This window comes from Anaerofustis stercorihominis (assembly GCF_005844425.1).
Taxonomy (GTDB): Bacteria; Bacillota; Clostridia; order Eubacteriales; family Anaerofustaceae; genus Anaerofustis; species Anaerofustis butyriciformans.
In genome coordinates this window covers 25,669-32,456 of sequence record NZ_SPHL01000021.1, presented here as the reverse complement: position 1 = coordinate 32,456, position 6,788 = coordinate 25,669, and the positions used below count along the sequence as shown (strand labels likewise).

General features: G+C 25.3%; 5 protein-coding genes. All 5 read right to left on the bottom strand.

Annotation, left to right across the window (positions count from 1 at the left end; genetic code table 11):
- On the bottom strand, positions 1–619 hold a 619-nt coding region (locus FGQ49_RS06685; protein WP_138269094.1), incomplete at its 3' end, for a hypothetical protein.
- Positions 619–1,215, bottom strand: coding sequence for a 2-C-methyl-D-erythritol 4-phosphate cytidylyltransferase (locus FGQ49_RS06680; protein WP_138269093.1), 597 nt, complete (start codon positions 1,213–1,215; stop codon positions 619–621). The genes FGQ49_RS06680 and FGQ49_RS06685, both read right to left, overlap by 1 nt.
- 9 nt (positions 1,216–1,224) lie before the next feature.
- Positions 1,225–2,271, bottom strand: coding sequence for a sugar-transfer associated ATP-grasp domain-containing protein (locus FGQ49_RS06675; RefSeq protein ID WP_138269092.1), 1,047 nt, complete (start codon positions 2,269–2,271; stop codon positions 1,225–1,227).
- A gap of 14 nt (positions 2,272–2,285) precedes the next feature.
- Positions 2,286–3,401: a CDP-glycerol glycerophosphotransferase family protein gene (locus FGQ49_RS06670; RefSeq protein WP_138269091.1), complete on the bottom strand. Its 1,116-nt coding sequence runs from the start codon at positions 3,399–3,401 to the stop codon at positions 2,286–2,288.
- A gap of 150 nt (positions 3,402–3,551) precedes the next feature.
- Complete coding sequence (locus FGQ49_RS06665; RefSeq protein WP_171020626.1) at positions 3,552–6,740, bottom strand: CapA family protein; 3,189 nt, start codon at positions 6,738–6,740, stop codon at positions 3,552–3,554.
- Between the last annotated feature and the right edge of the window lie 48 nt (positions 6,741–6,788).

The window sequence follows — 6,788 nt, the reverse complement described above, 5'->3', positions numbered from 1 at the left end:
CTTTTCTTTGAATTAAATCTTCGGTAATAATAACACTTTTATTAATTTTTGAAATGTAATCAATTAATTCTTTTTCTTTTACTTCTTTTTCATTAATATAAAAACTATTATTTTCCCATTCAATAAAATCACTTTGATGTCTGTTTGAGATATATAACCTAACCTTTTTTTCTTCTTTTATCGTATTAATTACATCTTTCCATGTATCATTTTTATTTACATTAAGAGGAATAATAAGTTTATCTTTATATCTGTTTGTAATATGATAAAAACATTTTGGCATTCTATCCCTAAATGGTTTAAAAATATTATAAATTGTTACCTTATCTGATATCCACTTACCATATATTCCATTAATTGGTCTTAAAAAAGCATAATCCTTTGCTGAAATAATATCTTTATAATTTTCTTCGTTTATATTTAAACTTTTCACCTGTTCAGGTAAAAAGCCCCTTTTTACTGCCCATCTTGTCTCTCTAAAAGAATAATCTTTATCTTTTAAATAACTTCTATATACTCCTCTTATCCATTTTCTTGCTTCTGCCCCTGTAAAACCTTTTGAAGTATTTGGAAAAGCTAAAATATTTAATCCGTATTTCTTTATGTCATTAAAGGACATTATATAAGTACCCCCTTATTCTTTTCATAATCCTTTGGTGAATTAAAATCTTGTGTATCGTCCTGAATATAAACATATTTATCCTTTATTTCTTTTTCATCAAAAGAAAGTCCTTGAAATGATTGATACACCTGCCAGCCTATACACTTTTCAATTTTACCTTCTAAATATAATTTCCTTACATTCTCAACATGCTTAGTAAACACATTTGAATCTTTTATCTTAATTGCAACAATAGATTTACCATTACCAAAAAACAATAAATCATCAGTATTTATTTTTATAATTTTTTCTATTGCCTTATCAGAATAATATGTATCTCCATATAAAAAACATATATTATCTTCTATAAGTTCACTTGTAAATCTATCAATTTCTAAAATGTTATGTTTAGGTTCATATCTTTTTGAACCTTTTATTTCATATCTTTCATCATGAGAAGTTATTATTACCTCACTGTCTTTATCAAATTCATTTAATAATCTTACAGTTCTTTCTATAATCTTTTCACCATTTACTTCTATAAAATGCTTAGGAATATTTTTGTAATTATGCCATCTTTTTCCTTTCCCATCAGCCATTATTATATACTTCATATATCACCTCTATTTTATTACATTATGATATCTGTAAAAATCTCCAAGTTCGTTATTTCTCTGCCCTCCCCAAAGCTGTATAATATTTACGCCTGAGGATGTATTTGCTTCAATAATACATATTCCTTCATTAGTTAATAAAATATCCCAAGCTATAAAGTGCATATATGGAATCTTATTTGCAAGTTCTAAAATTTCTTTCTTTAACTCTTGCCAATTAGGAATTTTAACTCCTTCTATAGGAGCCTTAGAATCAGGATGAACCTTATATACATTTAAGTTATGAAGACATCTTGCTTCAGATAATTCTCCTGTTTCTAAATTAATTTTTGAAACAAGTCCTCCTCTGCTTCCATTATCTACAGGTATTGTCTTCTTTGTTCCTATTCTCTGTACGGCAAAGAAGATTTTTATTTTCTTGGTATGAATATCTCTTAACGTAATTAATCTAATGGTATTTACTGTTTTATCATATATTTTATTTGCATACTCATGTTGACTTATACATTCCACGATTATCCAATTATCCCTTTTAAACAAAAAAGAAACAAACTGTTTCTCACTTAATTCATTTTTATCTACATAAATTTTTTCATTATCATAAGTTAAAATATTAACATCTTTTCCTTTTCCTGCTCCATAAGGTTTTATAAATAACTTTTTATGCTCTTTAAGAAGTCTTAATGCATAGTCATAGTCCACTTCACTATCATCAAAAATAGATAAAATACCTTTATTTTTTATCATATAAATTTCAGGAACTTTAATATATTGTTTCAACACTTCGTTTGCTACAATTTTATTATTAAACATAAAATCAAAAGGTTCATTTATATATCTTGACCTATACCAATCAAATTCAGATAAATATTCGTTTTTATCATTGTGATCTAAATCATATAACATCCATTGATCTGCTAAAAAACCTCTGGTAAGATTTGCTCTTATTTTTTTATAAAAAGGACATTTAAAATGATTTTTTACAAATATAATTCTTCTGAAATATATAACAAATAATTTTATTTTTTTTAAAATTTTCTTTGCAAGTTCAAACATAATTCCTCTCTTTTCTATGACAACTTATCTAAAACTAACTGTGCAAGTTTTGCAGTAGAAGTTCCAAGTTCTTTTGGTAAATATTTTTCTCTATAATTATCAAGAGAATTTTGATTATAATTACCTGCTTCTAAGTCCATAATCAAATCTTTTGCATTTTTAAAAGCACATCCCGGCATTGAATAAAATGGGTCAACATTAACTCCGTTTTTTAATAAATATTCATCATAATCATAAAGATAATAGTAAGTTTTTTTATTTAAAATTGCTGCTTCTACCGCAATAGCAGAATAATCAGTAATTAAATATTCACAAACAGAAAGAAGTCTTACTGCACTAAATTCAGGACAAGTTAAAATATTTGGATTATCTGTATTTATTTTTTGATTTGGATGACTTTTAACAATTAAAAAATATTTATCAAAATCTATATAATCTAAAAGCTCTTCCCATTTGGGAATAATATTTCTTCTAAAAGTAGGCGCATATAAAATTACTTTCTTTTCTTTTAAAAAAGGATATTCATCTAAAATTCTTTCTTTATTAAATTCATTTGTTCTCAATAGATAATCTATTCTTGGAAGACCTATGTTATAAAGTTTATCTAAACTGGTATTAAAAGATTGAAGATAAAATGGATTCCAGGATTCTGCCGATGAAATAATTATGTCGTAATTTTGATGCATACATAAAAGATTAGAGATTTCTTCACTTCTTCCTGAAGGTTTACCAATAGTTTGATGACCTGACTTTTTTATTTTCCCGATTGAATGCCACATTTGTATTATTGTTAATTCTTTTTTATGCTTACAAATAGAAACAATAGGCCAATAAGAATCTAATACACAAACTTTACTTGTTGCAAGATGATACATACTTTTAAAGGAATCTATAATAAATTTAATTATTCCTTTTTTATTATCATCTAATCTGTTACATATGTATTTTATTTCAATTCTATTTGATGTCATATTAATAAGCTCATTTTGTAATAGTAAAAAATCCAAACTTAAAGTATTAGACTGCCTGCTTAAAAATAAAACTTTATTTTCTTTTATAGGGTTAAATTTTTTTATAAAATAATAAACTATATTGATAAATTTCTTTCCTAACTTTATTACAATTACCATTGTTCCCCTCTTAGAAATTTAGACTAATTATATCAATAAAAATATTAAAAATATTAATTTATACATTTAATTTACATAATAGAAATAAAGGTTTTACTTTAATTTTTTAAATAAAATATCCTTAACATAATGTTAAGGATATTTTTTATTTTATCTATTTATTAATCTCTTTATTTTCCTTTTTAATCTCCTTGGAAGCATTCTGATAAATCCTATCTCCATATTTTTTGTATTTATCATTATCTTGTCATAAACAATAGGATTTATTCCTTCTATATTTTCAATTTCTCTTATTTTATCTTCATAAATATGTTTTTTCCCAATTTGGTCTGGAGATTGTAATACATCGAAATTAGGTTTACCATTTCCCTCTACAAATTCAATATCTCCATTTTCCGTAATACATACATCCCAACCAATATGTCTCATTTCGGGCACTTTCAATGCAGCATCACATACTGCTTCTTTTAACTTATCCCAGTAAGGATATTTAAACCCTAAAATCTTTTCTTTAGAATCTGGATGTATATCTGTTCTTATATGGGCTCTATTTATTGCTTGATTAACTTTTCCACTTTCAACATCTATTGTTGCAGCAACTCCACCACCATGAAAGTTATCTATAACATTTCCGGCTCTTCCGAATCTTGCAACTGCACCCATTACTTTTGCTGTATTATCGGCACATACTAAAGTATAAACTCTAACAGTATTTAATGTACTTTCATTAAACTTTGCTATTTCCCTATTTTGTTTAATTATTTCCTCAATTATCAAACCTTCTTCTTTACAAAGTTCAAATAAATTTTGAGCTGTATCATCATTTGTTTTTATAACTCTTGCACCTGCTCCACCAGTTCCTCTTACAGGCTTTGCAAAAAATTCTTCATGTTTTTTTATAAAAGTATTAAATTCATCAAAAGAACAACAGCTTACATCAAGCCAATCTCTTTTTACATACTTTTTAAAAGTTTCGTTAAACAATGCTTTATCCAAGAATATTTTTCTATATTCTTTTTTATTGCAAGCTTTGTGAACTCTCTTTCTGTATCCTTCATTTAAAAATGTATCTCTTATATCAGGCTCTTTATTATAAAGTTCATAATCAAAATAACAATTATGAGTAAATCCTCTTTGGCTACAATATAATAACCAATCACAAAAATATACTGTAAGATTTACATTGTTATATTTTAAATTTTTCTGTGATTTATATTTTCTCTTAAAAGACTTATATTTCTTTTTAAGTTCCTCTTTATCAATTTCAGGCATTTTACTTCCAAGTAATTTAACTATACTTTCAAGTGTTCCATCAAAAGCTCTATATTTTATATATTTTGAAGGTTGATTTTTACATTTTGCATAATATGGAAGAGGTGTTCCCAAAATATAACATGTTGAAATAATAGTAGCTGGATGTTTATCATTAGGTCCATTCATTGTTCCTACTATTTCTTTATTTAAACTTATATTATTATCCTTTTTAGTTATTAAAGGCATATATTTAACACATATTCTATTTTCATTTGCAAATTTATCTGCATAACTTCCTTTTTCGCAATATATTGTTAAATTATTACATCCAACAAAAGCATCTTTATCTATACTTGTAACTGATGGTGGTATCTTAATACTTAATAAATTTTCACAATTTAAAAATGCATTTTTTTCAATACATTTTAATGACTCCGGAAGCCATAAGCCACTCATTTTTATACAATTTTCAAATGCGTTTTCTTCTATCTTTGTTACTTCATCAAAAAATCTTACACTTTCTAAGTTTGTAAAATTTTTAAAAGCTTCTTTTCCTATTATCTTTGTTTGTTTTCCCAAATAAACTAGTCTTGTACTATCATTTTTTTCTAGATCATTGTTTACATAATATACAGTTTTACCATCTACATTTTCACTTAGCTTAACTACACTGCTCATACTTAAAAAAGAATGAAGAACAGCATAATCGTCATATATTTCATATATTCCTTCTTTTTCTTTCTTATAATAATTAAAATTATCATTTTCTTTTAGTTCAGGAATATTTATTTTTACTGATCTGTTTTTACTTATAGTTTTCTTTTTGTCTTTTAAAATATTAAGTACTTCATTTATATCTTTATCTTCATTTTTTCTTAAATCATCTATTGAATTTGAAGAAACTTCTATATTTGTATTTAATATTATTTCGTTATTTTCAAGAAGTTTACTTACATCTTCATATGTATTTTTAAGCATTGGAACTTTTTCCTCCGTAAGCCCCAAAGATTCTACAATAGGTAATACAGTAAATGGAATTCCTTTATAATTTTTTACAATTTTACATGGAATAAATTCAATTTTTGATTTTATTTGTCCATTTTCTTTTCGTAATTTTAAATTATAAAGAAGTGTGTACTCTGAAAAATTTGAATCAGCAAAAGTATTTAAATGAGAAATTAAATTTCCCAAAGAGAAAAGTACAGGTTTATCATTTATTTTTTCAAACTTTTGAATAACATGTGCATGAGAACCTACAATAAAGTCATAGCCTATATTAGATAAGTTTTCAGCCATTGAATATTGTCTTTGTGTAATTTCAGAAGTATATTCTTTTCCCCAATGAGGAAAACATACTGTTACCTCTGCTCCTCTTTCTTTCATTTTATCAAATACACTTTGAGCTCTATTTTGAGTATAAGTATTAAGTAAGTTTATTCTGCCTTGTCTGTTTAAGTTAAGCTGCATTTTATTATAAGAAGTTGAAAAGGCTGTAAAACCAACTTTTATACCGCATATATCAACAATTACAAATTTATCTTCTTTCTTTAAAAATGTACCTGTTTGAATAATACCAATATCTTTTATATTGTTAATTGTATCTACAATTCCCCTTACACCTGCATCAATAGTATGATTATTTGCAGTTGTAAGCATATCAAAACCACATAAAGAAAGAGCCTCTAAATATTCATATGGGGCATTGCAATAATATGGTCCTTCATGTGTTAATATTTCACCTCTGTAAGGAGCTGTTTGCGATATTACGGTTTCTAAATTTCCGCAAACAAAATCTGCTTTTTCAAAAATAGGTTTAACATATTTAAAACATAATGAAAAATCATATCCACCATCTTTTTTAGAATATTTTTCAATCATGTTTTCTAAACATAATAAATCACCTGTAAAAATTAAAGATATTTCATCTTTACTATCTTTTATAGATTTAAAACATTTATTATCATCAGATAAGACAAATCTTCTTATATTTAAATGCTTTTCAATATTTTTATTAATATTTTCTCTTTTCTTTAGTTCATAACTTGGACTTTTATATTCATACTTTTCTATTTGAGGATATTCCAAAACATTAGTCTCCTTTTTATATAATATTTTAAATTTTATCATAATGTA